This window comes from Roseateles sp. L2-2 (genome assembly GCF_050613215.1).
GTDB classification, from domain to species: domain Bacteria; phylum Pseudomonadota; class Gammaproteobacteria; order Burkholderiales; family Burkholderiaceae_C; genus Roseateles; species Roseateles noduli.
Map to the genome: position 1 here is coordinate 793,497 of NZ_CP192509.1, position 24,410 is coordinate 817,906.

At 59.9% G+C, this 24,410-nt stretch carries 13 protein-coding genes, 4 tRNA genes and 6 rRNA genes; 16 read left to right on the forward strand and 7 right to left on the reverse strand.

What is annotated here, in order from left to right:
* Positions 1–325 precede the first annotated feature (325 nt).
* Together ACQZ13_RS03665 and ACQZ13_RS03670 are read right to left on the reverse strand one after the other, a co-directional pair.
* Positions 326–1,090 carry an alpha/beta fold hydrolase gene (locus ACQZ13_RS03665; RefSeq protein ID WP_431049888.1) on the reverse strand — a complete coding sequence of 255 codons (765 nt, stop codon included), beginning with the start codon at positions 1,088–1,090 and terminating at the stop codon, positions 326–328.
* Positions 1,087–2,352: a CaiB/BaiF CoA transferase family protein gene (locus tag ACQZ13_RS03670; RefSeq protein WP_431049889.1), complete on the reverse strand. Its 1,266-nt coding sequence runs from the start codon at positions 2,350–2,352 to the stop codon at positions 1,087–1,089. The genes ACQZ13_RS03665 and ACQZ13_RS03670 overlap by 4 nt, the downstream gene beginning before the upstream one ends.
* A 31-nt stretch (positions 2,353–2,383) precedes the next feature.
* On the opposite strand from ACQZ13_RS03670, the gene ACQZ13_RS03675 reads away from it, so the two are divergent.
* From ACQZ13_RS03675 to ACQZ13_RS03685, 3 genes are all read left to right on the forward strand, one after another.
* A complete protein-coding gene (locus tag ACQZ13_RS03675) occupies positions 2,384–2,902 on the forward strand; it encodes a hypothetical protein (RefSeq protein WP_431049890.1) in 519 nt (172 codons plus the stop codon).
* A 114-nt stretch (positions 2,903–3,016) separates the two neighbouring features.
* Positions 3,017–3,442: a PTS sugar transporter subunit IIA gene (locus tag ACQZ13_RS03680; protein WP_431049891.1), complete on the forward strand. Its 426-nt coding sequence runs from the start codon at positions 3,017–3,019 to the stop codon at positions 3,440–3,442.
* Positions 3,439–3,708: an HPr family phosphocarrier protein gene (locus tag ACQZ13_RS03685; protein ID WP_431049892.1), complete on the forward strand. Its 270-nt coding sequence runs from the start codon at positions 3,439–3,441 to the stop codon at positions 3,706–3,708. Before ACQZ13_RS03680 ends, ACQZ13_RS03685 begins: the two co-directional genes overlap by 4 nt.
* Positions 3,709–3,739: 31 nt before the next feature.
* Here ACQZ13_RS03685 and ACQZ13_RS03690 read toward each other — a convergent pair whose 3' ends face one another.
* Positions 3,740–4,585, reverse strand: coding sequence for a GNAT family N-acetyltransferase (locus ACQZ13_RS03690; RefSeq protein WP_088407724.1), 846 nt, complete (start codon positions 4,583–4,585; stop codon positions 3,740–3,742).
* A gap of 131 nt (positions 4,586–4,716) precedes the next feature.
* On the opposite strand from ACQZ13_RS03690, the gene ptsP reads away from it, so the two are divergent.
* From ptsP to rrf (ACQZ13_RS03745), 11 genes are all read left to right on the forward strand, one after another.
* Positions 4,717–6,495, forward strand: a complete 1,779-nt coding sequence (ptsP, locus tag ACQZ13_RS03695) for a phosphoenolpyruvate--protein phosphotransferase (RefSeq protein WP_088407725.1) — start codon at positions 4,717–4,719, stop codon at positions 6,493–6,495.
* 499 nt (positions 6,496–6,994) lie between these two features.
* A 16S ribosomal RNA gene (locus ACQZ13_RS03700) occupies positions 6,995–8,523 on the forward strand.
* 180 nt (positions 8,524–8,703) lie between these two features.
* A tRNA-Ile gene (locus ACQZ13_RS03705) sits at positions 8,704–8,780 on the forward strand.
* An 18-nt stretch (positions 8,781–8,798) separates the two neighbouring features.
* Positions 8,799–8,874 (forward strand) — tRNA-Ala (locus tag ACQZ13_RS03710).
* A 305-nt stretch (positions 8,875–9,179) separates the two neighbouring features.
* Positions 9,180–12,060, forward strand: a 23S ribosomal RNA gene (locus ACQZ13_RS03715).
* Between the two features lie 168 nt (positions 12,061–12,228).
* Positions 12,229–12,341: ribosomal RNA gene (gene rrf, locus ACQZ13_RS03720) — 5S ribosomal RNA — on the forward strand.
* A gap of 390 nt (positions 12,342–12,731) precedes the next feature.
* Positions 12,732–14,260, forward strand: a 16S ribosomal RNA gene (locus ACQZ13_RS03725).
* Between the two features lie 180 nt (positions 14,261–14,440).
* Positions 14,441–14,517: transfer RNA gene (locus ACQZ13_RS03730), tRNA-Ile, on the forward strand.
* 18 nt (positions 14,518–14,535) lie between these two features.
* Positions 14,536–14,611, forward strand: a tRNA-Ala gene (locus tag ACQZ13_RS03735).
* 305 nt (positions 14,612–14,916) lie between these two features.
* Positions 14,917–17,797, forward strand: a 23S ribosomal RNA gene (locus ACQZ13_RS03740).
* 168 nt (positions 17,798–17,965) lie between these two features.
* Positions 17,966–18,078, forward strand: a 5S ribosomal RNA gene (rrf, locus tag ACQZ13_RS03745).
* Together the 16S, 23S and 5S rRNA genes with 4 tRNA genes alongside form the textbook arrangement of a ribosomal RNA operon.
* A gap of 70 nt (positions 18,079–18,148) precedes the next feature.
* Here the strand turns inward: rrf (ACQZ13_RS03745) and ACQZ13_RS03750 are convergent.
* Entirely contained in the window at positions 18,149–19,087 is a 939-nt protein-coding gene (locus ACQZ13_RS03750) for an MBL fold metallo-hydrolase (protein ID WP_431049893.1), read from the reverse strand.
* Positions 19,088–19,117: 30 nt separating this feature from the next.
* The gene (locus tag ACQZ13_RS03755; RefSeq protein WP_431049894.1) at positions 19,118–20,812 is read right to left on the reverse strand and encodes a long-chain-fatty-acid--CoA ligase; all 1,695 of its coding nucleotides are present in this window, start codon (positions 20,810–20,812) and stop codon (positions 19,118–19,120) included.
* Positions 20,813–21,034: 222 nt separating this feature from the next.
* Here ACQZ13_RS03755 and ACQZ13_RS03760 point away from each other — a divergent pair, with 222 nt between their 5' ends.
* The gene (locus ACQZ13_RS03760) at positions 21,035–21,979 is read left to right on the forward strand and encodes an esterase/lipase family protein (RefSeq protein WP_431049895.1); all 945 of its coding nucleotides are present in this window, start codon (positions 21,035–21,037) and stop codon (positions 21,977–21,979) included.
* 12 nt (positions 21,980–21,991) lie between these two features.
* Here ACQZ13_RS03760 and hppD read toward each other — a convergent pair whose 3' ends face one another.
* The gene (hppD, locus tag ACQZ13_RS03765) at positions 21,992–23,116 is read right to left on the reverse strand and encodes a 4-hydroxyphenylpyruvate dioxygenase (RefSeq protein WP_431049896.1); all 1,125 of its coding nucleotides are present in this window, start codon (positions 23,114–23,116) and stop codon (positions 21,992–21,994) included.
* Between the two features lie 137 nt (positions 23,117–23,253).
* On the opposite strand from hppD, the gene ACQZ13_RS03770 reads away from it, so the two are divergent.
* Positions 23,254–23,736 carry an Lrp/AsnC family transcriptional regulator gene (locus ACQZ13_RS03770; protein ID WP_088407753.1) on the forward strand — a complete coding sequence of 161 codons (483 nt, stop codon included), beginning with the start codon at positions 23,254–23,256 and terminating at the stop codon, positions 23,734–23,736.
* A gap of 61 nt (positions 23,737–23,797) precedes the next feature.
* On the opposite strand, the gene ACQZ13_RS03775 is transcribed toward ACQZ13_RS03770, so the two are convergent.
* A complete protein-coding gene (locus tag ACQZ13_RS03775) occupies positions 23,798–24,409 on the reverse strand; it encodes a methyltransferase domain-containing protein (protein ID WP_431049897.1) in 612 nt (203 codons plus the stop codon).
* Between the last annotated feature and the right edge of the window lies 1 nt (position 24,410).

Here is a 24,410-nt window from a genome sequence, read left to right on the forward strand (position 1 = left end):
GGGAGGCGCCATGGTTCCGTGCAGCCCCAAGCGAGGCCATCCCGTGAGTCGGGGGCAATCGCCCCCCTGGGTGGATGGCGTGAAATGGCTCACGATTGCCCGGGGATTCGGGGCGGATGGCGGACGGGCATCGCCTGCTTTTGCCAAGCGTTGGCCGCCAAGTCATGAGGCTGTCAGACCTCTGGTCTTCCAGCGCTCGCCGGCGTCGTTCAGTCCACTGGACTGAACTCGGTCCGGCTCTCCCCCGGAGTCAAGCTCCGAAACCTCACGACTTGCCGTCCCCAACCACCGCCGTCCTTCAACGGGTTCGCGACCGAGGAGGTCGTCAGGCCCCTTTGGCCTGGCGCTCTGCGAGCATCAGGAGACGTTCGGTCAATTCCTTCGGCGCGGACACCATCACCTGATGACCCGTCGGGATCTCGAAAAGCTCCCAGCCGGGCTGCGCGCGGGCGCGCTCCCGCGCCGCCGCGATTGTGAGGAGCGCGGGACGGTTGCAGTCGATGAAGGTGCGCGGGCGCTTCAGCCACGCGGCCTGGTCGAAGTCGAGCGGGCTGTCATAGACACCACCGGGCTGCGGACGCTGGCAGCGCATCATCCAGTCGAAGTCGTCCGGCTTCAGGCCCATGCCGTTCGGCTCGGTCACCGGCAGATGGCCGAACTTCGCGATCAACTCGCGACGCTGGGTCTGCGTCTCCGGCGCGTGGCGGCTGGACCAGGATTCGCCCGGCTCCGGCACCACGGCGTCCAGATAGACCAGCCGCGCGATGCGGTCCGGCATCTGGTCCGCGACGCCCGTGATCACCATGCCGCTGTAGCTGTGCCCGACGAGGAGGACGTCGCTCAGTTCCTCGCACTCGATGACCGCCTTCACGTCGTCGATGTGCGTCTGCAGGCGGATGTCCGCATGCGGCTGGTGGGCGCGTTCTCCGACGCCGCTCAAGGTCACCGGGAAGACCTGATGTCCCGCCGCCCGCAGCGGTCCGAGCACCCGCTTCCACGCCCACGCGCCCAGCCAGGCGCCGTGCACGAGCACGATGTTCACGCCCTTGCCGGCGGACTCTCGACCGTGCTTCTCATCCTGGTTGCTCATGCAATGACCCCTTCTTGCCGCCACGCGGCGATTGCGTCGGGGCCGTGTCCGAGCTCCGCAAGCACCTCGTCCGTGTGCTGCCCCATGAGCGGCGGGGGCAATCGGTAGGCCACGGGCGTCTCCGACAACTTCATCGGACTGGCGACGACCCGCAGCGCATCGCTGTGCGGATGCGGCATCGAGACCACCATCCCGCGGTGCTGGACCTGCGGGTCGTCGAAGACCTCGGAGAGGTCGTTGATGGCGCCGCCCGGCACCTTGGCGGCTTCCATGGCATCCAGCCAGTGCTGTCTCGGTCTCTCCGCGACGCGGGCGGCCAGTTGCGGGACCAGTTCGTCACGATGCCGGACCCGCTGCGCATTGGTCGCATAGCGCGGGTCGCGCGGGAGTTCCGGCAAGCCCAGGAGCTCGCAGAACTTGACGAACTGGCCGTCGTTGCCGACGGCAACGATCAGGTGGCCGTCGCTGGCCTGGAAGACCTGGTAGGGCACGATGTTCTGGTGGGCGTTGCCCATGCGACGCGGTGCCTTGCCGGTCGTCAGGTAGTTGGCGCCGAGGTTGGCCAGCATCGCGACCTGGGTGTCCAGCAGGGCCATGTCGACGACCTGGCCCTGGCCGGTGGCGTCGCGGTGGCGCAGCGCGGCGAGGATGGCGACCGTCGCGTACATGCCGGTGAAGAGGTCCGCCACCGCCACGCCGACCTTCTGGGGACCGCCGCCGGGCAGCGCATCGGCCTCGCCGGTGACGCTCATCAGGCCGCCCAGGCCCTGGACCGCGTAGTCGTAGCCGGCGCGGTCCCGGTAGGGGCCGGTCTGTCCGAAGCCGGTCACCGAGCAGAACACCAGCCGCGGATTGATCTCCAGCAGTGCTGCGGCATCGAGTCCGTACCGGGCCAGGTCGCCGACCTTGTAGTTCTCGACCAGCACATCCGCCCGCCGGGCCAGTTCCCGGATCAAGTCCTGACCCCGCGGGCTGGCGATGTCGATCGCGACCGAGCGCTTGTTGCGATTGGCGCCGAGGTAGTAGGCGGCCTCGGCGGTGTCCTGGCCGTCCCGGTCCTTCAGATAAGGAGGGCCCCATCCGCGGGTGTCGTCCCCCCCGGGATGGCCGCCCTTGGGGGGGCGCTCGACCTTGATCACGTCGGCGCCGAGGTCGGCCAGCGTCTGCGTGCACCAGGGACCCGCCAGGACGCGGGAGAGATCCAGCACGCGCACGCCCTTGAGGGCCATGGCGGAGGGCGTGGGGGAGTTCGCTTCGCTCATCGGGCCATTGTGACCCCTCCATAATCATCGGATGCGCCCCTCGATCCGGCTTGTTTCCATCCTCCCGCTGGTGCTGGCCGCCGGCTGCAGTCCGGCGTTGAACTGGCGCAAGGTCAGCCCGGATGGCGCTCAGGTGCAGCTGATGTTCCCCTGCAAGCCGGATCGGGAAGAACGGACGCAGCCCGGGCCCTCCGGCCAGGGCGTGTCGGTGCGATCGATGAGCTGCAAGGCTCGCGGCGCCCAGTTCTCGCTGACCTGGACCGATCTCGGCGACGCCGGGGCCACCTCCGCCGCGATGCGGCGCATGCACGAGGGCATCGCCCGGCAGATGGCGCCGCAGGCGTCGGCGCCGCTCGGCGTCCGGGGCATCGCCTCCGATCCGGAGGCGTTCCAGCAGGCCTTCGAGGCCCGCGCGGGACAGCCTCGCCAGCAGGTGCGGCAGGCGGTGTTCTCGCGCGGCGCGCGTCTGTATCAGGTGCTGATGCAAGGCGAACGACTGGATCCGGAGGCCTGGGACGTGTTTCTCGGCTCGGTCGAGCTGCCACCCTGAACGGGCGCCAGACGGCGGGCGCCATGAAGGCGGAGGGGCCGGGCATCCTCCCCACGATTGCGGGTTTGTGCGAGCCACGCCCGCATCATGCTGCGGCGCACGATAATGCTGCGCATGTCCGGCCTGCTGTTGATCGCTCACGCCCCGCTGGCCACCGCGCTGAAGCAGGTGGCCGAGCACACGTTCCCGCATTGCTCGCTGCAGTTGAGGGTGCTGGACGTGACGCCGGAAATGAGTGCGGACGACGTCGAGTCGCAGGCGCGCGCGCTGATCGACGCCTCCGGACACCAGCAGACCCTGGTGCTGACCGATGTCTACGGCGCCACGCCGACCAATGCCGCGCTGCGTCTGCAGGGCGAGCAGGTGAAGGTGCTGACCGGCGTCAACGTGCCGATGCTGTGGCGCTCGCTGTGCTACGCCGGCGAAGGGCTGGATGCGCTGGTCCAGCGCGCCAGCCAGGGCGGCACGCAGGGCATCCTGTGCGACGCGACGGCCCCCTGCGCTTCCAACAATTCCTCGTCCCGAACTTCCTGCCCATGATCAAGTCGACCCTCACCATCAGCAACAAGCTGGGCCTGCATGCCCGTGCCTCGGCGAAGTTGACGAAGTTGGCGGGGGGATTCAAGGCGGAGGTCTTCATGACCCGAAACGGCCGCCGCGTGAATGCCAAGAGCATCATGGGCGTCATGATGCTGGCGGCGGGCCTCGGCGCGGAGGTCGAGCTCGAGACCTCCGGCGAGGACGAGCAGGCCGCTCACGACGCCATCACGGCGCTCGTGAACGACAAGTTCGGCGAAGGCCAGTAAGCGCAAGGCCTGGCACTTCGCCGGTGGGGGCTCAAGCTCCCAGGAAATGCTTCCGGTACCGCGCCGGCAGATCCGCGATGCGCATGATCATCGGCAGGTCGGCGGTGTTGAAGTCCGGATCCCACGCCGGACGGCCCAGGATGCGCGCACCGACCCGCAGATAACCCTTGATCAGCGGCGGCGGTTCGACCACCAGGTCCTGGCGCAACTCGTCGACCGGCAGCGGCAGTCGCGGACGCACCTGCCAGGCGATGTCGGCCATGTGGCTGGCGTCCAGCTGGCGCCACAGGCTGGCGGCATAGTGGCCGCCGTCGCGCATGCTGATGCTGGCGCAGCCGATCATCGTGTCGAGGTCGTTGCGGACCATGAACTCGGTGAGCGCGCCCCACAGCGCCATGATGGCGCCGCCGTTGCGGTGGTCCGGATGGACGCAGGAACGGCCCAGCTCGACCATGCGAGGGCGCAGGGAGCGCAGGCGGGTCAGGTCGAATTCGGTCTCGCTGTACAGGCCGCCGGCGCGGCGGGCCGCCTCCGGCGTCAGCACGCGGTAGGTGCCGATGACCTCGCCGGGTTGCCCGTGCTTGTCGAGCGTGCGCACCAGCAGATGCTCGCAGAAGGGGTCGAAGAGGTCGATGTCGTGCCCGGCGGGCGCGCCGACCGGCACGCTCAGGCGCGCGCCCATCTCGTCGACGAAGATCCGGTACCTCAGGCGCTGGGCCTGGCGGACTTCGTCCTCCGTGCGCGCCCAGCCCACGTGGAAGCGAGTGCGCGCAGCTTCGACAGCGACGTCTTGCGAGCTGGCTGGAAGTGACCTCCGTGGCGCTTCGGCGGGGCGCAGATCGGAGAAGGGCAGGGTAGGCAGCGGCAGATCCCTCATGGCAAAGCCTCGCTGAAGTGATGGCCGCGATGCTGAGCGGGCGGGGTGACGCGTCGGTGACCTTCAAGTGAACGAACCGTGACAGTCGCGTGGTGGTCTCGGGCTTTGGCCCCCGCTGCTAAAGTCGGCGCATGAGTTTCCAGGTCTTCGGCATTCCCGTTTCTCGCGGCGTGGCGATCGGCCGCGCCGTGCTGGTCGCCTCCAGCCGCGTCGACGTCGCGCATTACTTCATCGCCGCCGCGGATGCGGAGCAGGAGTACGCCCGACTGGTCCGCGGGCGCGACGTCGTCACCCGTGAACTGCAGGGGCTGAAGGCCGAGTTGCCCGAGGACGCTCCCCATGAGCTGGACGCGCTGCTCGACGTCCATCTGCTGCTGCTGAACGACGAGGCGCTCGTCGACACGGCGCGCGACTGGATCGTCGATCGGCACTACAACGCCGAATGGGCGCTGTCGGCGCAGCTGGAAGTGCTGGCCCGGCAGTTCGACGAGATGGAAGACGACTACCTCCGCGAGCGCAAGGCGGATCTGGAACAGGTCGTTGAACGCATCCTCGCCGCGCTGGCGGCGGAACTGGACGACGCGCCCGCAGGCGGCCCCGCCGCTGTCGTTGCGCGCGACTTCGCCGGGGAGGATCCCCTGCTGCTGGTGGCCGCGGACATCGCGCCCGCTGACATGATCCAGTTCAAGCGCAGTGTCTTCCAGGGCTTCATCACCGACATCGGGGGGAAGACCTCTCACACTGCCATCGTGGCGCGAAGCATGGCCATCCCCGCCGTGGTGGGAACGCGGGAAGCTTCCCGGCTGATCCGCCAGGACGACTGGGTCATCATCGATGGCGATGCCGGTACGGTGATCGTCAATCCCTCGCCGATCGTGCTGGAGGAATACCGCTTCCGGCAGCGGCAGTCTGAACTTGAGAACGCGCGCCTCGCCCGGCTGCGCCATACGCCGGCCATCACGATGGACGGTCAGCGCATCGAACTGCACGCCAATATTGAATTGCCCGGCGACACCGTGGCGGCGTTGGCGTCCGGCGCCACCGGCGTGGGGCTGTTCCGCAGCGAATTCCTGTTCATGAACCGCGACGGCGACCTGCCCAGCGAGGAAGAACAGTTCATTGCCTATAAGAGTGCAGTCGAAGCGATGGCGGGACTGCCGGTGACGATCCGGACGGTCGATATCGGTGCCGACAAGCCGCTGGACCGGATGTCGGTCAACGAACTGCGGCACGAGCATGTGCTCAATCCCGCCATGGGGCTGCGGGCGATTCGCTGGAGCCTGGCGGAGCCGAGCATGTTCCGCCAGCAGTTGCGCGCCATCTATCGCGCGAGTGCCTTCGGCAAGGTGAAGCTGCTGATCCCGATGGTCGCCCACTTGGGGGAGATCCGGCAGGTCCAGGAGGCCGTCAAGCGCGTGAAGGCGCAGCTCGACGAGGCGGGCCAGGCGCGCGGCGAAATCGAACTGGGCGTGATGGTGGAGGTGCCGGCCGCGGCGATCATGCTGCCGCAACTGCTCAAGCACGTGGACTTCGTGTCGATCGGGACCAACGACCTGATTCAGTACACGCTGGCCATCGACCGCGCCGACGAGGCGGTTGCCCATCTCTATGACCCGTGGCATCCCGCGGTTCTGCAGTTGCTTGCGAACTCGATCAGGGAAGCGCGGGCGGCGGGGAAGGAAGTCAGCGTCTGCGGCGAGATGGCCGGTGATGCCGCCTTCACCGATCTGCTGCTGGGCATGGGGCTGACCAGCTTCTCGATGCATCCGTCGCAGATCCCCTCCGTCAAGCAGCGTGTGCTTCGGGCGGATGTGCCGCGACTGGCGGCAGCGCTTCCCCGCATCCTGGAAAGCGACGAGCCGGCGAAAGTGGCGCTGGAAGCACTGGCGCCGCAATCTCGACTCCACTGACGGGGCCTCGCCGCCGGCTTTCCAGCGGTCGAACAGCGCACGTTCAATGAAAGTCGTATGACGGGAGTTGCGTGGGTGAAAAAACTCGTGCTAGACTAGCGGTCTTCGCTGTTCACGACATTGTTTTGAACGGCGGCCTCGGAGGGTATGCCGAGGTGCCGAATGAATAACCAGCAAAAAGCCGGTTCTAGTTTGGCGGCGAGATTCTCGCAGTCGACGATGAAAATAATTTCTCTGACTGCTTGACGGATTCGAAAGAAATCGTTCATAATCTCGCTTCTGCGCTGCTGACGACAAGTCAGCGACGCGACGAAGAAAGCAAGCGACGGGCTGAGGCCTTGAGCGAAAGCTGCTTCGATGTTCTTTAAGAATTTACAGCCGATAAGCGTGGGCGTCTGGACGAGCGACCTGAGAAGGTTAAATCGCTAGATGCTCACGGAAGAAAGAATGAAGCTATGAAAATAGTCTTTGTTCGATTCCGTTGAGTTTATTCAAGATCGAACTGTAGAGTTTGATCCTGGCTCAGATTGAACGCTGGCGGCATGCCTTACACATGCAAGTCGAACGGTAACGCGGGGCAACCTGGCGACGAGTGGCGAACGGGTGAGTAATATATCGGAACGTGCCCAGTTGTGGGGGATAACTGCTCGAAAGAGCAGCTAATACCGCATACGACCTGAGGGTGAAAGCGGGGGATCGCAAGACCTCGCGCAATTGGAGCGGCCGATATCAGATTAGGTAGTTGGTGGGGTAAAGGCCTACCAAGCCGACGATCTGTAGCTGGTCTGAGAGGACGACCAGCCACACTGGGACTGAGACACGGCCCAGACTCCTACGGGAGGCAGCAGTGGGGAATTTTGGACAATGGGGGCAACCCTGATCCAGCCATGCCGCGTGCGGGAAGAAGGCCTTCGGGTTGTAAACCGCTTTTGTCAGGGAAGAAAAGACTCCTACTAATACTGGGGGTTCATGACGGTACCTGAAGAATAAGCACCGGCTAACTACGTGCCAGCAGCCGCGGTAATACGTAGGGTGCAAGCGTTAATCGGAATTACTGGGCGTAAAGCGTGCGCAGGCGGTTATGCAAGACAGATGTGAAATCCCCGGGCTCAACCTGGGAACTGCATTTGTGACTGCATGGCTAGAGTACGGTAGAGGGGGATGGAATTCCGCGTGTAGCAGTGAAATGCGTAGATATGCGGAGGAACACCGATGGCGAAGGCAATCCCCTGGACCTGTACTGACGCTCATGCACGAAAGCGTGGGGAGCAAACAGGATTAGATACCCTGGTAGTCCACGCCCTAAACGATGTCAACTGGTTGTTGGGAGGGTTTCTTCTCAGTAACGTAGCTAACGCGTGAAGTTGACCGCCTGGGGAGTACGGCCGCAAGGTTGAAACTCAAAGGAATTGACGGGGACCCGCACAAGCGGTGGATGATGTGGTTTAATTCGATGCAACGCGAAAAACCTTACCTACCCTTGACATGCCAGGAATCCTGCAGAGATGTGGGAGTGCTCGAAAGAGAACCTGGACACAGGTGCTGCATGGCCGTCGTCAGCTCGTGTCGTGAGATGTTGGGTTAAGTCCCGCAACGAGCGCAACCCTTGTCATTAGTTGCTACGAAAGGGCACTCTAATGAGACTGCCGGTGACAAACCGGAGGAAGGTGGGGATGACGTCAGGTCATCATGGCCCTTATGGGTAGGGCTACACACGTCATACAATGGCCGGGACAGAGGGCTGCCAACCCGCGAGGGGGAGCTAATCCCAGAAACCCGGTCGTAGTCCGGATCGCAGTCTGCAACTCGACTGCGTGAAGTCGGAATCGCTAGTAATCGCGGATCAGCTTGCCGCGGTGAATACGTTCCCGGGTCTTGTACACACCGCCCGTCACACCATGGGAGCGGGTTCTGCCAGAAGTAGTTAGCCTAACCGCAAGGGGGGCGATTACCACGGCAGGGTTCGTGACTGGGGTGAAGTCGTAACAAGGTAGCCGTATCGGAAGGTGCGGCTGGATCACCTCCTTTCTAGAGATGACGAGACCGTTGTCTGGCTTAGGTCAGAGAATTGAGTCGAGTCCACATAAGCGAGTTCAGCGCGCCCACACTTATCGGCTGTAGACACGCAACAGTGAGTGAGAAAACGCGTGAGCCTGGCGAGCTGGCCTTGCCGGTTGGCGCGATTGCAGGAGCACGCAAGAAACGCGTGGGTCTGTAGCTCAGTCGGTTAGAGCACCGTCTTGATAAGGCGGGGGTCGCTGGTTCGAATCCAGCCAGACCCACCACGATGATCGTCAAGATCTGGGGGATTAGCTCAGCTGGGAGAGCACCTGCTTTGCAAGCAGGGGGTCGTCGGTTCGATCCCGTCATCCTCCACCAATCACTTCACAGGGTGGCAAACCACAGCAGCGGACAAGCGCTGTTGTGGTTTGCCAGTCTCGACTTTTTAAGTCGGCTGTTGTTCTTTAACAATTCGTAGAGTCGAATCAGCGTTGCTGGCGGAAAGCCTGGGCACTCGTAAAGGGGTGACCGGCACCGTGCCGCCAGCGACATTTGATTGCGTCAACAAACTTCAACTCTGAAAAGAGTAGAAATTGAAGAACGGCGAACGCGTGATACTCAAATAAATGCTCAAGTTGTTGAGCATCTGTCCTTGACGACATCTGCGGATGTCAAAGTTATAGGGTCAAGTGACTAAGTGCATGTGGTGGATGCCTTGGCGATTACAGGCGACGAAGGACGTGATAGCCTGCGATAAGCTTCGGGGAGCTGGCAAATAAGCTTTGATCCGGAGATTTCCGAATGGGGAAACCCACCTCGTTTAGAGGTATCGCACACTGAATACATAGGTGTGCGAGGCGAACCGGGTGAACTGAAACATCTCAGTAGCTCGAGGAAAAGACATCAACCGAGATTCCGAAAGTAGTGGCGAGCGAAATCGGAGTAGCCCTCGTGTTTTAGCAGTTGGCATATCAGAACGGAATGGAAAGTCCGGCCATAGCGGGTGATAGCCCCGTATGAGAAATGTCGATTGTGGAACTAGGCACGAATAGAGTAGGGCGGGACACGTGAAATCCTGTCTGAATATGGGGGGACCATCCTCCAAGGCTAAATACTCGTAATCGACCGATAGTGAACAAGTACCGTGAGGGAAAGGCGAAAAGAACCCCGGGAGGGGAGTGAAATAGATCCTGAAACCGCATGCATACAAAAAGTAGGAGCCCGCAAGGGTGACTGCGTACCTTTTGTATAATGGGTCAGCGACTTACATTCAGTGGCGAGGTTAACCGAATAGGGTAGCCGTAGAGAAATCGAGTCCGAATAGGGCGATTCAGTCGCTGGGTGTAGACCCGAAACCAGGTGATCTATCCATGGCCAGGATGAAGGTACCGTAACAGGTGCTGGAGGTCCGAACCGACTAGTGTTGCAAAACTAGCGGATGAGCTGTGGATAGGGGTGAAAGGCTAAACAAACCTGGAGATAGCTGGTTCTCTCCGAAAACTATTTAGGTAGTGCCTCAAGTATTACCTTCGGGGGTAGAGCACTGTTTAGGCTAGGGGGTCATGGCGACTTACCAAACCTATGCAAACTCCGAATACCGAAGAGTACAGCTTGGGAGACAGAGCACCGGGTGCTAACGTCCGGACTCAAGAGGGAAACAACCCAGACCGCCAGCTAAGGTCCCTAAAATTGGCTAAGTGGGAAACGAAGTGGGAAGGCTAAAACAGTCAGGATGTTGGCTTAGAAGCAGCCATCATTTAAAGAAAGCGTAATAGCTCACTGATCGAGTCGTCCTGCGCGGAAGATGTAACGGGGCTAAGCCAGTTACCGAAGCTGCGGATGCACAGTTTACTGTGCGTGGTAGGAGAGCGTTCTGTACGCCTGTGAAGGTGGGTCGTGAGGCCTGCTGGAGGTATCAGAAGTGCGAATGCTGACATGAGTAGCGTTAAAGGGGGTGAAAAGCCCCCTCGCCGAAAGCGCAAGGTTTCCTACGCAACGTTCATCGGCGTAGGGTGAGTCGGCCCCTAAGGCGAGGCAGAGATGCGTAGCTGATGGGAAACAGGTCAATATTCCTGTACCGATCAATAGTGCGATGTGGGGACGGAGAAGGTTAGCTCAGCCGGGTGTTGGATGTCCCGGTTCAAGCCTGTAGTCGTGCCTGGTAGGCAAATCCGCCGGGCTTAGATGAGGGGTGATAACGAGTCTGCTTGCAGACGAAGTGAGTGATACCCTGCTTCCAGGAAAAGCCACTAAGCTTCAGCTATTGACGACCGTACCGCAAACCGACACTGGTGCGCGAGATGAGTATTCTAAGGCGCTTGAGAGAACTCTGGAGAAGGAACTCGGCAAATTGACACCGTAACTTCGGAAGAAGGTGTGCCTTTAGTAGGTGATCCATTTACTTGGTTAGCCCAATGAGGCCGCAGAGAATCGGTGGCTGCAACTGTTTATTAAAAACACAGCACTCTGCAAAGACGAAAGTCGACGTATAGGGTGTGACTCCTGCCCGGTGCTGGAAGATTAAATGATGGGGTGCAAGCTCTTGACTGAAGTCCCAGTAAACGGCGGCCGTAACTATAACGGTCCTAAGGTAGCGAAATTCCTTGTCGGGTAAGTTCCGACCTGCACGAATGGAGTAATGATGGCCACACTGTCTCCTCCAGAGACTCAGCGAAGTTGAAATGTTTGTGATGATGCAATCTCCCCGCGGAAAGACGGAAAGACCCCATGAACCTTTACTGTAGCTTTACATTGGACTTTGAACAGATCTGTGTAGGATAGGTGGGAGGCTTTGAAACCTGGTCGCTAGATCAGGTGGAGCCAACGTTGAAATACCACCCTGGTGTGTTTGAGGTTCTAACCTTGGCCCGTTATCCGGGTTGGGGACAGTGTATGGTGGGCAGTTTGACTGGGGCGGTCTCCTCCCAAAGTGTAACGGAGGAGTTCGAAGGTACGCTAAATACGGTCGGAAATCGTGTTGATAGTGCATTGGCATAAGCGTGCTTGACTGCGAGACTGACAAGTCGAGCAGGTACGAAAGTAGGACAAAGTGATCCGGTGGTTCTGTATGGAAGGGCCATCGCTCAACGGATAAAAGGTACTCTGGGGATAACAGGCTGATACCGCCCAAGAGTTCATATCGACGGCGGTGTTTGGCACCTCGATGTCGGCTCATCTCATCCTGGGGCTGTAGCCGGTCCCAAGGGTATGGCTGTTCGCCATTTAAAGAGGTACGTGAGCTGGGTTTAAAACGTCGTGAGACAGTTTGGTCCCTATCTTCCGTGGGCGCTGCAAGATTGAGAGAGCCTGCTCCTAGTACGAGAGGACCGGAGTGGACGCACCTCTGGTGTATCGGTTGTCACGCCAGTGGCATCGCCGAGTAGCTAAGTGCGGAAGAGATAACCGCTGAAAGCATCTAAGCGGGAAACTCGTCTCAAGATGAGTCTTGCCGGGGCCTAGAGCCCCCTGAAGGGTCGTTCAAGACCAGGACGTTGATAGGCTGGGTGTGGAAGCGCAGTAATGCGTTAAGCTAACCAGTACTAATTGCCCGTGCGGCTTGACCCTATAACTTTGACACTCAAAACGTCAAGGTGAGTGGTCACGCAGATCAACTCCCATCCCGGGATGTCTGATCGAAACCGTTCTTCAAACCTGAAGACGCAATCAAACCAAAGCTGATTTGACTCTACCGAATTGGGCCTGCTGAGCTCCTCAGCAAGCCAACCAGTCAAGCCTGATGACCATAGCGAGTCGGTCCCACCCCTTCCCATCCCGAACAGGACCGTGAAACGACTCAGCGCCGATGATAGTGCGGATTCCCGTGTGAAAGTAGGTCATCGTCAGGCTAATATCCGGAGACGCCCGGTCGGATGACCGGGCGTTCCTTTCTCTGCTTGCAGAGATCAGCGCTTCGCGGAGCGTTGATCTCTGAGGCTGAGACGGTGTCGATCTGATCATGAGAATGATTGTGAAAGACGCTTGACAAGTTCAAACGAACTCGTTTATAGTCTCATCTCTTCGCTGCTGACGACAAGTCAGCGACGCGACGAAGAAAGCAAGCGACGGGCTGAGGCCTTGAGCGAAAGCTGCTTCGATGTTCTTTAAGAATTTACAGCCGATAAGCGTGGGCGTCTGGACGAGCGACCTGAGAAGGTTAAATCGCTAGATGCTCACGGAAGAAAGAATGAAGCTATGAAAATAGTCTTTGTTCGATTCCGTTGAGTTTATTCAAGATCGAACTGTAGAGTTTGATCCTGGCTCAGATTGAACGCTGGCGGCATGCCTTACACATGCAAGTCGAACGGTAACGCGGGGCAACCTGGCGACGAGTGGCGAACGGGTGAGTAATATATCGGAACGTGCCCAGTTGTGGGGGATAACTGCTCGAAAGAGCAGCTAATACCGCATACGACCTGAGGGTGAAAGCGGGGGATCGCAAGACCTCGCGCAATTGGAGCGGCCGATATCAGATTAGGTAGTTGGTGGGGTAAAGGCCTACCAAGCCGACGATCTGTAGCTGGTCTGAGAGGACGACCAGCCACACTGGGACTGAGACACGGCCCAGACTCCTACGGGAGGCAGCAGTGGGGAATTTTGGACAATGGGGGCAACCCTGATCCAGCCATGCCGCGTGCGGGAAGAAGGCCTTCGGGTTGTAAACCGCTTTTGTCAGGGAAGAAAAGACTCCTACTAATACTGGGGGTTCATGACGGTACCTGAAGAATAAGCACCGGCTAACTACGTGCCAGCAGCCGCGGTAATACGTAGGGTGCAAGCGTTAATCGGAATTACTGGGCGTAAAGCGTGCGCAGGCGGTTATGCAAGACAGATGTGAAATCCCCGGGCTCAACCTGGGAACTGCATTTGTGACTGCATGGCTAGAGTACGGTAGAGGGGGATGGAATTCCGCGTGTAGCAGTGAAATGCGTAGATATGCGGAGGAACACCGATGGCGAAGGCAATCCCCTGGACCTGTACTGACGCTCATGCACGAAAGCGTGGGGAGCAAACAGGATTAGATACCCTGGTAGTCCACGCCCTAAACGATGTCAACTGGTTGTTGGGAGGGTTTCTTCTCAGTAACGTAGCTAACGCGTGAAGTTGACCGCCTGGGGAGTACGGCCGCAAGGTTGAAACTCAAAGGAATTGACGGGGACCCGCACAAGCGGTGGATGATGTGGTTTAATTCGATGCAACGCGAAAAACCTTACCTACCCTTGACATGCCAGGAATCCTGCAGAGATGTGGGAGTGCTCGAAAGAGAACCTGGACACAGGTGCTGCATGGCCGTCGTCAGCTCGTGTCGTGAGATGTTGGGTTAAGTCCCGCAACGAGCGCAACCCTTGTCATTAGTTGCTACGAAAGGGCACTCTAATGAGACTGCCGGTGACAAACCGGAGGAAGGTGGGGATGACGTCAGGTCATCATGGCCCTTATGGGTAGGGCTACACACGTCATACAATGGCCGGGACAGAGGGCTGCCAACCCGCGAGGGGGAGCTAATCCCAGAAACCCGGTCGTAGTCCGGATCGCAGTCTGCAACTCGACTGCGTGAAGTCGGAATCGCTAGTAATCGCGGATCAGCTTGCCGCGGTGAATACGTTCCCGGGTCTTGTACACACCGCCCGTCACACCATGGGAGCGGGTTCTGCCAGAAGTAGTTAGCCTAACCGCAAGGGGGGCGATTACCACGGCAGGGTTCGTGACTGGGGTGAAGTCGTAACAAGGTAGCCGTATCGGAAGGTGCGGCTGGATCACCTCCTTTCTAGAGATGACGAGACCGTTGTCTGGCTTAGGTCAGAGAATTGAGTCGAGTCCACATAAGCGAGTTCAGCGCGCCCACACTTATCGGCTGTAGACACGCAACAGTGAGTGAGAAAACGCGTGAGCCTGGCGAGCTGGCCTTGCCGGTTGGCGCGATTGCAGGAGCACGCAAGAAACGCGTGGGTCTGTAGCTCAGTCGGTTAGAGCACCGTCTTGATAAGGCGGGGGTCGCTGGTTCGAATCCAGCCAGACCCACCACGATGATCGTCAAGATCTGGGGGATTAGCTCAGCTGGGAGAGCACCTGCTTTGCAAGCAGGGGGTCGTCGGTTCGATCCCGTCATCCTCCACCAATCACTTCACAGGGTGGCAAACCACAGCAGCGGACAAGCGCTGTTGTGGTTTGCCAGTCTCGACTTTTTAAGTCGGCTGTTGTTCTTTAACAATTCGTAGAGTCGAATCAGCGTTGCTGGCGGAAAGCCTGGGCACTCGTAAAGGGGTGACCGGCACCGTGCCGCCAGCGACATTTGATTGCGTCAACAAACTTCAACTCTGAAAAGAGTAGAAATTGAAGAACGGCGAACGCGTGATACTCAAATAAATGCTCAAGTTGTTGAGCATCTGTCCTTGACGACATCTGCGGATGTCAAAGTTATAGGGTCAAGTGACTAAGTGCATGTGGTGGATGCCTTGGCGATTACAGGCGACGAAGGACGTGATAGCCTGCGATAAGCTTCGGGGAGCTGGCAAATAAGCTTTGATCCGGAGATTTCCGAATGGGGAAACCCACCTCGTTTAGAGGTATCGCACACTGAATACATAGGTGTGCGAGGCGAACCGGGTGAACTGAAACATCTCAGTAGCTCGAGGAAAAGACATCAACCGAGATTCCGAAAGTAGTGGCGAGCGAAATCGGAGTAGCCCTCGTGTTTTAGCAGTTGGCATATCAGAACGGAATGGAAAGTCCGGCCATAGCGGGTGATAGCCCCGTATGAGAAATGTCGATTGTGGAACTAGGCACGAATAGAGTAGGGCGGGACACGTGAAATCCTGTCTGAATATGGGGGGACCATCCTCCAAGGCTAAATACTCGTAATCGACCGATAGTGAACAAGTACCGTGAGGGAAAGGCGAAAAGAACCCCGGGAGGGGAGTGAAATAGATCCTGAAACCGCATGCATACAAAAAGTAGGAGCCCGCAAGGGTGACTGCGTACCTTTTGTATAATGGGTCAGCGACTTACATTCAGTGGCGAGGTTAACCGAATAGGGTAGCCGTAGAGAAATCGAGTCCGAATAGGGCGATTCAGTCGCTGGGTGTAGACCCGAAACCAGGTGATCTATCCATGGCCAGGATGAAGGTACCGTAACAGGTGCTGGAGGTCCGAACCGACTAGTGTTGCAAAACTAGCGGATGAGCTGTGGATAGGGGTGAAAGGCTAAACAAACCTGGAGATAGCTGGTTCTCTCCGAAAACTATTTAGGTAGTGCCTCAAGTATTACCTTCGGGGGTAGAGCACTGTTTAGGCTAGGGGGTCATGGCGACTTACCAAACCTATGCAAACTCCGAATACCGAAGAGTACAGCTTGGGAGACAGAGCACCGGGTGCTAACGTCCGGACTCAAGAGGGAAACAACCCAGACCGCCAGCTAAGGTCCCTAAAATTGGCTAAGTGGGAAACGAAGTGGGAAGGCTAAAACAGTCAGGATGTTGGCTTAGAAGCAGCCATCATTTAAAGAAAGCGTAATAGCTCACTGATCGAGTCGTCCTGCGCGGAAGATGTAACGGGGCTAAGCCAGTTACCGAAGCTGCGGATGCACAGTTTACTGTGCGTGGTAGGAGAGCGTTCTGTACGCCTGTGAAGGTGGGTCGTGAGGCCTGCTGGAGGTATCAGAAGTGCGAATGCTGACATGAGTAGCGTTAAAGGGGGTGAAAAGCCCCCTCGCCGAAAGCGCAAGGTTTCCTACGCAACGTTCATCGGCGTAGGGTGAGTCGGCCCCTAAGGCGAGGCAGAGATGCGTAGCTGATGGGAAACAGGTCAATATTCCTGTACCGATCAATAGTGCGATGTGGGGACGGAGAAGGTTAGCTCAGCCGGGTGTTGGATGTCCCGGTTCAAGCCTGTAGTCGTGCCTGGTAGGCAAATCCGCCGGGCTTAGATGAGGGGTGATAACGAGTCTGCTTGCAGACGAAGTGAGTGATACCCTGCTTCCAGGAAAAGCCACTAAGCTTCAGCTATTGACGACCGTACCGCAAACCGACACTGGTGCGCGAGATGAGTATTCTAAGGCGCTTGAGAGAACTCTGGAGAAGGAACTCGGCAAATTGACACCGTAACTTCGGAAGAAGGTGTGCCTTTAGTAGGTGATCCATTTACTTGGTTAGCCCAATGAGGCCGCAGAGAATCGGTGGCTGCAACTGTTTATTAAAAACACAGCACTCTGCAAAGACGAAAGTCGACGTATAGGGTGTGACTCCTGCCCGGTGCTGGAAGATTAAATGATGGGGTGCAAGCTCTTGACTGAAGTCCCAGTAAACGGCGGCCGTAACTATAACGGTCCTAAGGTAGCGAAATTCCTTGTCGGGTAAGTTCCGACCTGCACGAATGGAGTAATGATGGCCACACTGTCTCCTCCAGAGACTCAGCGAAGTTGAAATGTTTGTGATGATGCAATCTCCCCGCGGAAAGACGGAAAGACCCCATGAACCTTTACTGTAGCTTTACATTGGACTTTGAACAGATCTGTGTAGGATAGGTGGGAGGCTTTGAAACCTGGTCGCTAGATCAGGTGGAGCCAACGTTGAAATACCACCCTGGTGTGTTTGAGGTTCTAACCTTGGCCCGTTATCCGGGTTGGGGACAGTGTATGGTGGGCAGTTTGACTGGGGCGGTCTCCTCCCAAAGTGTAACGGAGGAGTTCGAAGGTACGCTAAATACGGTCGGAAATCGTGTTGATAGTGCATTGGCATAAGCGTGCTTGACTGCGAGACTGACAAGTCGAGCAGGTACGAAAGTAGGACAAAGTGATCCGGTGGTTCTGTATGGAAGGGCCATCGCTCAACGGATAAAAGGTACTCTGGGGATAACAGGCTGATACCGCCCAAGAGTTCATATCGACGGCGGTGTTTGGCACCTCGATGTCGGCTCATCTCATCCTGGGGCTGTAGCCGGTCCCAAGGGTATGGCTGTTCGCCATTTAAAGAGGTACGTGAGCTGGGTTTAAAACGTCGTGAGACAGTTTGGTCCCTATCTTCCGTGGGCGCTGCAAGATTGAGAGAGCCTGCTCCTAGTACGAGAGGACCGGAGTGGACGCACCTCTGGTGTATCGGTTGTCACGCCAGTGGCATCGCCGAGTAGCTAAGTGCGGAAGAGATAACCGCTGAAAGCATCTAAGCGGGAAACTCGTCTCAAGATGAGTCTTGCCGGGGCCTAGAGCCCCCTGAAGGGTCGTTCAAGACCAGGACGTTGATAGGCTGGGTGTGGAAGCGCAGTAATGCGTTAAGCTAACCAGTACTAATTGCCCGTGCGGCTTGACCCTATAACTTTGACACTCAAAACGTCAAGGTGAGTGGTCACGCAGATCAACTCCCATCCCGGGATGTCTGATCGAAACCGTTCTTCAAACCTGAAGACGCAATCAAACCAAAGCTGATTTGACTCTACCGAATTGGGCCTGCTGAGCTCCTCAGCAAGCCAACCAGTCAAGCCTGATGACCATAGCGAGTCGGTCCCACCCCTTCCCATCCCGAACAGGACCGTGAAACGACTCAGCGCCGATGATAGTGCGGATTCCCGTGTGAAAGTAGGTCATCGTCAGGTTAATACACCGCCAAACCCCTCGATCAGCAATGATCGAGGGGTTTTGTCTTTTCTGAATCGTTTCCGAGATTTAGCTCCCACGCACGGATATCGTTGACGAATCCTGGCGCAGCGCACCGGTCCGCACGAGGTCCTGCAGCAACTGCGCCGTCCATTCGCCAAGCGATTCAGCGGAAAAGAACCGCTGCCATGTGCTGATAAGTATTGGAGTGGCCTGAAGCCACGCAATTAGCTCCGCCGCCGAGCTTTGCCGAACCTCCAACATGTGGAAGACGGTTAAGGCTTTCGCCGCATGCAACGCATGTCGCGTTGGCTCACGTTGGAAGTAGTTGAGCCGCTCGCGCGCAGAGCTCAGGGCTCCTGGGACATCTTGAAATGGTGCGCCGTGGCCGGGAATCACGACTCTTGGCCGAAGGTTTTCGATGATGTCGAGCGTGGCCGAGACTTCAGCGAACGCATTTGCGCCGTCCAACTCAGGGAAGACGATGCCGAAACCTCGTTCCCAAAGCGCATCCGCGGAGATCAGCGTCGCGCTTTCAGGTTCGAAGAGGATCACGGAGTGAGGATCGTGACCAGGGGCTGAATGGATCTGCCATTCGCGCCCAGCTTGCTGAAGCACGTGGCCTGGCTGCAGCTTGCCGGTAGGACTGAAACGCTCGCATTGCTGTCCGGTCAGCCGATAACTCAGCGCTGATTCGTCCCAACTCTCTATAGCTGTGAAGTCGCCAGGCGGTATCAGGATCGGGCATCTATACCGCTCGGAGATCGCGCGATTCCCACCGCAATGGTCAGAGTGGAGGTGCGTATTGGCGACGAAGCGAACTGCTTCTGTCGACCGCAAAGCGGCAGCGACCAGTACGAGCGTCTGCTCGAAATGGGATGCATATCCGGTATCGACAAGCACGGCGCCCTCGTCAGGCGTAGTCCCATGCAGCAGAACATTGTTGGATGAGAGCCACCCCCGCTCTAGCACCGTAATGCTGGATGGAAGCAGAGGTGGTTGATTCATCGTCGCGAGAGCTCTGGTCTGGCCGTGGTGCTATTGACGGAGTTCACGTCGGAGGATTTTCCCGACATTGGTCTTGGGGAGTTCATCCCGGAACTCGATGTACTTGGGGCGTTTGTAGCCGGTCAACTGCTTGTGGCAGTAAGCGGACAGATCCTCTTCGGCGAGCGCCGAATCCTTCTTGATGACGAAGAGCTTCACCGCTTCGCCCGAATGTTGATCGGGGACACCGATCGCTGCGCATTCGAGCACGCCAGGGTGCAGGTTGACGACCTGTTCAATCTCGGTGGGGTACACATTGAATCCGCTGACCAGAATCATGTCCTTCTTGCGATCGACGATGCGTGTGAAGCCGTCGGCATCCATGACGCCGATGTCGCCGGTCTTGAAGAAGCCGTCCGGGCCAATCGCTTGAGCCGTGTCTTCCGGTCGATTCCAGTAGCCGGCCATGACCTGGGGGCCGCGGATGCAGATCTCGCCGCGCTGGCCCAGGGGGACGTCGTTCCCGTCGTCATCGCGGATGGCGATCTCGGTATTCGGCACTGGCAATCCGATAGATCCGTTGAACTGGTCGAGATCGAGGCGATTCACCGTCGCGACCGGTGAAGTCTCGGACAGGCCATAACCCTCGACGACTGGACAACCAGTGATGCGCGCCCATTTCTCTGCTGTGGCCTGCTGGACGGCCATCCCTCCGCCGTTCGAAATCACCAATTCACTGAAGTCGAGCTTCGCGAAGGCGGGATCGTTGGCCAAGGCGTTGAAAAGCGTGTTGACGGCCGGGAACATGTTCACGCGGTAGTTCCGCAGGGTTGCGATCAGGCCTGGGATATCGCGAGGATTGGGAATCAGCAGATTCATGATCCCCATGCGGGCGCCGAGCATGTAGCACGCTGTCAGGGCGAAGATGTGATACAGCGGCAGCGCGCAGACGATGGTCAAGGGCTTGTCGCCGAGCTTGTTGAGCATGGGCGCGAACCACGCTTCACTCTGCAGGATGTTGGCGACGACATTGCGATGGAGCAATGTGGCGCCCTTGGACAGTCCCGTCGTTCCGCCGGTGTACTGGAGGAAAGCAGGGTCCTCTGCGCCTACCTGGACCGGCTTCAACGACAAGCCAGCACCGTCTGCGAGCGCCTTGTTGAAGCGCGTGACGGTGCGGCCGTCGGTGAGCGGGAGCCGGAACTCCGGCACCATCTTCTTCACATGACGGATCACGAAGTTGATCAGTGGTCGGCGCCACCACCCGAGCATGTCGCCCAGACCGGTGAGCACCACATGCTTGACCTGCGTCCGATCGATGACCTCCGACAAGGTCTTGGCGAAGTTCTCGAGCACGATGATCGCCTCGGCGCCGGAGTCCTTCAGCTGATGCTCGAGCTCGCGCGGCGTGTACAGCGGATTGACGTTCACCACGACATATCCAGCACGCAGGATCGCAGCGATCGTCACCATGTACTGCAGCACGTTCGGCATCATGATGGCCACGCGCGCGCCGCGGCTCAAGCCGCGCTGCTGCAACCAGGCACCCAGCGCGGACGAGAGTTCGTCTACCTGCGCAAAGGTCAGGCGCTGGTCCATGCAGGCCGCCGCATCGCGGCGGGCGTGCTTTCGGAAGGCCTCCTCAAGGAGGGCCACCAGCGAGGGATAGATGTCGACGGGGATCTCAGCGGGAACGCCCGGCGGATAGTTCTTCAGCCAGGGCTTGTCGGTGTGCGTTGCAGTCATGTCTCCTCGTCGCGTTCTTGGTGTGTGGCGGGGGTGCCCCGGAGGAACTGCCGATGCTGGCGGCTGGCACGGCCTCGTCGTAGCGGGGATGCCCTAGGCAGGCTCGTCACGTGAGGGACAACGTCGGTCTTCCGAGGCGCAGCGTCGTGGTTCTCAGAATTTTCCGAAGCGGCGCTCAGGTCGAGCCCGCCTCTACACTCGACCCTTTGCCCGGGAGTCCGGATGAACGGCCGGCTGCAGCGCTTCTTCTCCCTGTTCCGTTGGATCGTCGGTCCGCTGCTGGCCGTGTGGGCGGGTGCCCACTGGGGCGCATCGATCGGCATCGCCGTCCTGGCGTTGTTCGTGTTCGGACCTCCGCTGACGATGCTGCCGCACTTCCTTGTGCTGCGCGTCGTGCCGCCGGCGCCTGGGCTGCCGACTGCCCCGCTGGGGGACCTGCTGCAAGCGTGGTGGCGGGAGGTCGTCGTCGTGACGAAGGTGTTCTGCTGGTATCAGCCGTGGGCCGAGCACCGGGAGCCCGATCTGGTGCCCGAGGCGGCGCAGGCGCGCGGTCGCCGCGGCGTGGTGCTGCTGCACGGCTACAACTGCAACCGCGGCATGTGGAACGTCTGGATGAAGGCGTTCCGCGCGCGAGGCGTCCCCTTCATCGCAGTCACGCAGGAACCTGCGTTTGGCTCGATCGACCGCTACGCCCCTCAGATCGACGCGGCCATGCGCACGCTGCAGGAGCGCACCGGCCTGGCACCGCTGATCGTCGCGCACAGCATGGGTGGCCTGAGCGCTCGCGCCTGGTGGCGCAGTCAAGGTCACGCCTTCGATCGCATCCACCGCATCCTGACGCTGGGCACGCCGCATCACGGCACGCTGCTGGCGAAGTTGGGCACCACTGAGAACGCCCGCCAGATGCGAGGCGACTCGGAATGGCTGAACCAGATGGCGCGGGATGAGCCGGCGCAGTTCGCCAGCCATTTCGATTGCCTCTACGGGCACTGCGACCAGATCGTGTTCCCGGCGGAGACGGCCATCCTGCCGGGTGCCCGCGTCCTGCACCTCCCGGCGCGTGGACATCTGCAGCTGGTGTTCGAGCCCCAGGCGTTCGAGCGGGCCTTGCACCTGCTCGAAGAGCCCGCCCTGAGCGCACCTGTGAAGGTGAGCCGGGCGGGTTGAGTCAGTCGGTGATCAGGCGTCGGCCTTCAGCACGCCGCGGCGGATCTGGTCGAGCTCGATGCTCTCGAACAGCGCCTTGAAGTTGCCTTCGCCGAAGCCTTCATTGCCCTTGCGCTGGATGATCTCGAAGAAGATCGGCCCGATCACTTCCTTGGTGAAGATCTGCAGCAGCAGTTCGTGCGGCGCGCCCTGGTGTGCGGCGCCGTCGATCAGGATGCGCAGGCGGCGCAGCTCGTCGAGATTCTCGCCGTGCTCCGGCAGACGCTTGGCGACCAGGTCGTAGTAGGTCTCGATCGTGTCCTGGAAGACCACGCCGGTGTCCTTCATGCCCTCGACGGTGCCGTAGATGTCGTCGGTGCCCAGTGCCACGTGCTGGATACCCTCGCCGTGGTACAGGTCCAGGTATTCCGCGATCTGGCTCTTGTCGTCGCTGCTCTCGTTGATCGGGATGCGGATCTTGCCGCAGGGGCTGGTCATCGCCTTGGACTTCAGGCCGGTCAGCTTGCCTTCGATGTCGAAGTAGCGGACCTCGCGGAAGTTGAACAGGCGCTCGTAGAACTCGGCCCATTCCTTCATGCGGCCGCGGAAGACGTTGTGGGTCAGATGGTCGATGTAGGTGAGGCCGTGGCCTTTGGGCGTCGACTGCACCGGCTTGCCGTCGGCGTCGAGCAGCGGCACGAAGTCCACGTCGTAGATGCTGATGTTGCCGATCTCGCCGGCGGCCGCACCGTTCTTGCCTTGCCAGCGATCGACGAAGTAGATCAGCGAGTCGCCGATGCCCTTGATCGCCGGGATGTTCAGCTCCATCGGGCCGGCCTTGTTGTCGAATCCCCAGGCGCCCAGTTCCAGCGCGCGGCGATAGGCGAAGGCGGCGTCCTTGACGCGGAACGCGATCGCGCAGATCGAGGGGCCGTGCATGCGCGCGAAGCGCTGCGCGAAGGCGTCCTGCTCGGCGTTGATGATGAAGTTGACATCGCCCTGGCGATACAGGGTCACGTCCTTGTGGCGATGACGGGCGACAGCGACGAAGCCCATCGAGGTGAACAGCGCGCCGAGCGCCGCGGGATCGGGGGCGGCGAACTCGATGAATTCGAAGCCGTCGGTGCCCATCGGGTTGTCCCAGGGGGTGAATGCCATGTGTGTCTCCGAAGCCCGGTCAAGGGGATCTGGTCAGAAATGCGATGGCGTCACTGTAGAAGGTGGGGGGCGCAGGATTTCTGCGATCCGTATCGTCCAGAGGATGGGTGGCGCAGGAATCCTGCAAGAATCCCGTCATGGACAAGCAGATCGAGCTTGATGCGATCGACCGACGCATCCTCCACGCCCTTCAGGCCGATGGCCGCATGACCTACGACGCCCTGGCGGCGCAGGTCAACCTGTCGTCGTCCGCCGTACTGCGACGTGTGCGGCGGCTGGAGGAGGGCGGCGTGATCACGGCCTACGTGGCGCTGGTGAATCCGGAGCGCGTCGGACTCGGGCTCACGGCCTACATCAACGTGAGGCTCGAGAAGCACACCGAGAGCCACAAGCGCACGCCGATGGACCTGTTCCGGGCGGCTGTTCAGACCTGGCCCGAAGTGGTGGAGTGCGCCGCCCTGACGGGGGAGATGGATTACCTGCTGCGCGTGCTGGTCGAGGACATGAGCCACTACGCGCGCTTCATCAGCGACACCCTGCTGCGCCATCCCAGCGTGCAGGACTGCAAGACGAGCTTCGTCCTGGACCGCTTGAAGAACACGACGGCGTTGCCGGTGTGATCGGGCCCGAGGTCCAAGGTCCTAGGCTCGAACCCGGAGCCTCAACGCCAATCGCGCCCCTTCAGCGGCGTTCCAGCACCACAGCGAGTTCGAACCATCCCCGCTCGTGCGGACGTTGCACGTAGGGTGGCGCGGGCCACTTCCAGAGGGCAAGGGGGAACAGCGCACGCACGGCGTTGATGTCGCAGTGGTACGGCGGGCCGACGACCTGACCGTGTTCGGACTCTTCGCGACGCGCCTGCATGAACAACGCGAGCAGCCGTCCGCCGGGCTTGAGCCAGCGCTGCAGTTGCTCGGCGTAGGTTGTCCATTGATCGGGATGCAGGGCGCAGAGGCAGGTCTGCTCGTAGACGAGGTCGAGCGGCTGATCCGGACGCCAGGCCAGCACGTCCGCCTGCTCGACCCGTCCCGGCAGATGCTCGTCCTTGAGCTTGGCGCGGGCGGCCTCGACGGCGGCAGGCGTGTAGTCGAGCCCGGTCACGTCGAGTCCCTCCCGGGCCAGGACGGCCAGCTCGTGGCCGCGGCCACAGCCCGGCACCGCGATGCGCTGGCCCTTGCCGAGCAGCCCTTCGCTCAGCCAGGCGGCCAACTGCGGATGCGGCGCGCCGCGGTCCCAGCCGGTCTGACCGGTCTCGAACCGCTGTTGCCAGAACGCTTGATCGGGTCCTGCCATG

Bases quoted from the DNA above. Each gene is read 5' to 3' on its own strand.
- ACQZ13_RS03665 (WP_431049888.1), bottom strand. From the start codon at position 1,090: ATGAGCAACCAGGATGAGAAGCACGGTCGAGAGTCCGCCGGCAAGGGC.
- ACQZ13_RS03670 (WP_431049889.1), bottom strand. From the start codon at position 2,352: ATGAGCGAAGCGAACTCCCCCACGCCCTCCGCCATGGCCCTCAAGGGC.
- ACQZ13_RS03675 (WP_431049890.1), top strand. From the start codon at position 2,384: ATGCGCCCCTCGATCCGGCTTGTTTCCATCCTCCCGCTGGTGCTGGCC.
- ACQZ13_RS03680 (WP_431049891.1), top strand. From the start codon at position 3,017: ATGTCCGGCCTGCTGTTGATCGCTCACGCCCCGCTGGCCACCGCGCTG.
- ACQZ13_RS03685 (WP_431049892.1), top strand. From the start codon at position 3,439: ATGATCAAGTCGACCCTCACCATCAGCAACAAGCTGGGCCTGCATGCC.
- ACQZ13_RS03690 (WP_088407724.1), bottom strand. From the start codon at position 4,585: ATGAGGGATCTGCCGCTGCCTACCCTGCCCTTCTCCGATCTGCGCCCC.
- ptsP (WP_088407725.1), top strand. From the start codon at position 4,717: ATGAGTTTCCAGGTCTTCGGCATTCCCGTTTCTCGCGGCGTGGCGATC.
- ACQZ13_RS03750 (WP_431049893.1), bottom strand. From the start codon at position 19,087: ATGAATCAACCACCTCTGCTTCCATCCAGCATTACGGTGCTAGAGCGG.
- ACQZ13_RS03755 (WP_431049894.1), bottom strand. From the start codon at position 20,812: ATGACTGCAACGCACACCGACAAGCCCTGGCTGAAGAACTATCCGCCG.
- ACQZ13_RS03760 (WP_431049895.1), top strand. From the start codon at position 21,035: ATGAACGGCCGGCTGCAGCGCTTCTTCTCCCTGTTCCGTTGGATCGTC.
- hppD (WP_431049896.1), bottom strand. From the start codon at position 23,116: ATGGCATTCACCCCCTGGGACAACCCGATGGGCACCGACGGCTTCGAA.
- ACQZ13_RS03770 (WP_088407753.1), top strand. From the start codon at position 23,254: ATGGACAAGCAGATCGAGCTTGATGCGATCGACCGACGCATCCTCCAC.
- ACQZ13_RS03775 (WP_431049897.1), bottom strand. From the start codon at position 24,409: ATGGCAGGACCCGATCAAGCGTTCTGGCAACAGCGGTTCGAGACCGGT.